Source organism: Wolbachia endosymbiont of Cylisticus convexus, assembly GCF_003344345.1.
The window spans coordinates 1-2122 of sequence record NZ_QPIP01000152.1; the positions used below are offsets into that span (position 1 = coordinate 1).

Sequence of the window (2122 nt, forward strand, 5' to 3'; positions counted from 1 at the left end):
CCTATGCTAAAGGAAGTAACGTCCTGATCACGTATTTCTACAGAAGCAATTTGCTGAGTTAATGCTCCATCTGCACCTAGAGAGTACGTAGTCTCAGGACGTTTTATTAGCACTTTTATTCTACGAATACCCTCCTTATTTCGATTACAATATATGGCTTCCACTCCTAGATGCTTAAAACAATCCTCCAATAATCGCTTAATATTCTCTTGCATATTTCTTTTTGATATACTAACCTTTACATGCTAAGAAGCGCATACCGGTAGAGTCGTTCTGTGCCTCACCAACTTGTAATTACTCTACCAGTATGTTATGCTATAGCGACTTTTACTAATACGCCAGGCCTATGGCACATTGGCAGAGGATTTGACTGCGTATGTAAATCAGTTCCTCTATCAAATCTTCTTGGCTCTTGTTTTGCATAGAGTGGCTGTCCAAGAGTATTTACTGTTTCATTAAAGTCTGCTGGTGCAAAATATGTTGTAAATGTACTTGCTGTTCCTAGTGGAAAACAGTGCCCTGTATCTTTTTCTATAAATCTTCTTACTGTTCCTTCAGGGTCAGTTGCTTGCCCTCTATATTCCTCAAATGTTATACCACAAAACGTAAATCCTGACCTCATATCATTTCGAAGCGCTGCTCCTTCTTGCCATCTTTCATATGCTTCTTTTACTTTAGCATGAGAAGTTAATGCATCAAAAAACTCAGGGCTTACCAAAGCATGAATTCCAGTCATATATTCACCACTTAAGTTATCCTCAATATGCCGCAATACTTCCAGACACTTACGTTTTACATCTGTTGTTGCTGTTCCAAGGGCAAAATTTACTACTTTTGGCGTGATTTCAAATTCATTGTACAGATTTAATAATTCTGACCCATCAGCATCTAAAATTATTCCTTTGAGCGCTCCCATTCGCAAATGCTCTAATGTTATTGCATGTTTGTTTCTCATTAGCTGTAAATGATCGGTTATTACATCCGCCAGCGCTTTCAGTTCACTTTCTGATCCAAATGCCCTTATTCCCTGTACTTCCTCTGGTAACACTACATCATCATGTGGAATATGCGGAATCGTAAACGTTCTTACCTTTCTTTTTCCTCTTTTTCCTACTGTTGCTGTTGCTCCTGGAATTTGCGTTGGTAGTAAACTTAAAACTCCGTTATGTTCTTCTATGGTAATATGTCTAAATCTTACTGACCTATTTGGAAATAAATTTAAATTTTCAACTCGTCCATAATTTATCGGCAATATATTCATCGCATTTGTTAGTGCCGTCATGCTAAATGCTGTATTTGTAAATGGATTTTGCATTTTCCCCCTTTTGTATTTTTAATAGTTTTTTTAAGCTCCCTTGCGGATAATGATCCCTCGTGCTTCAAGTTGCTTTATTGCTTCAGCTTTCTGTTCTTCAGTGATATTTGCTGGCCATACCACTGCATGATCTGCTAGTATTGCACCACGAGTAATAATTACTGCTTTGGCATTTTCTGTCGCATTTACATCACTTACTATTGCACCTATTGCTGTTTGTGTGCCATCTGTTCCAGCAGGATTAAGTACTCTAATAAAACCATCTTCCGTCTTTTTGGCAACTACTGCACCAAGCTTAAGATTTTGACCTTTAGCTACTGTTATTTGGTCTCTTGAATATAGATTTGAAACTTCGTATTTCAGAAGATCCCCAAGGTTATTTTGTTCTGTTATAGTACTCATTTTGCTTTTCCCCTTTATTTTTTACTTTTGTTATACTACGAATATTCTAAATGCCAGATTGTGCACGACTTCTTGCTACCTGCATCATTAAATCTTCTGACGAATTCTTTGGTAATGTGCTTAAAATTTCAGTCTTCATTGTTCGTTCTGCAAGTATCGACATTAATATTTCTTGTGCTTGTTTGCTGCTAACATTCTGCTCTATAAATTCTCCTATTTTCTCTGGCATTCGTGATAAGTTGCATAAACGTATTAATTCAAGAACTTCAGCATGATAACTGTCATTTTTGATTTTATTAGTTAAATTATCAGTTTCTAGGTCAGTTGTAGTTTGTTCATTCATAGTAATACTCCTGTTTTTATTAATAGATGAAAGAATTGTCATTCCGTCTGCAAGGCCTATTT

The 2122-nt window shown here is 36.5% G+C and carries 3 protein-coding genes and 1 pseudogene; all 4 read right to left on the reverse strand.

Annotated elements, in window-relative coordinates; genetic code table 11:
* On the reverse strand, nucleotides 1–215 hold a 215-nt coding region (locus tag Wcon_RS09460), incomplete at its 3' end, for a head-tail joining protein (protein WP_114517938.1).
* Between the two features lie 95 nt (nucleotides 216–310).
* Nucleotides 311–1315 (reverse strand): major capsid protein, encoded by a 1005-nt coding sequence (locus tag Wcon_RS09465; protein ID WP_114517939.1) that lies wholly within the window; start codon nucleotides 1313–1315, stop codon nucleotides 311–313.
* A gap of 30 nt (nucleotides 1316–1345) precedes the next feature.
* A complete protein-coding gene (locus Wcon_RS09470; RefSeq protein ID WP_114517940.1) occupies nucleotides 1346–1717 on the reverse strand; it encodes a head decoration protein in 372 nt (123 codons plus the stop codon).
* 46 nt (nucleotides 1718–1763) lie between these two features.
* Nucleotides 1764–2122, reverse strand: a pseudogene (locus Wcon_RS09475) (S49 family peptidase); the annotation flags it as partial.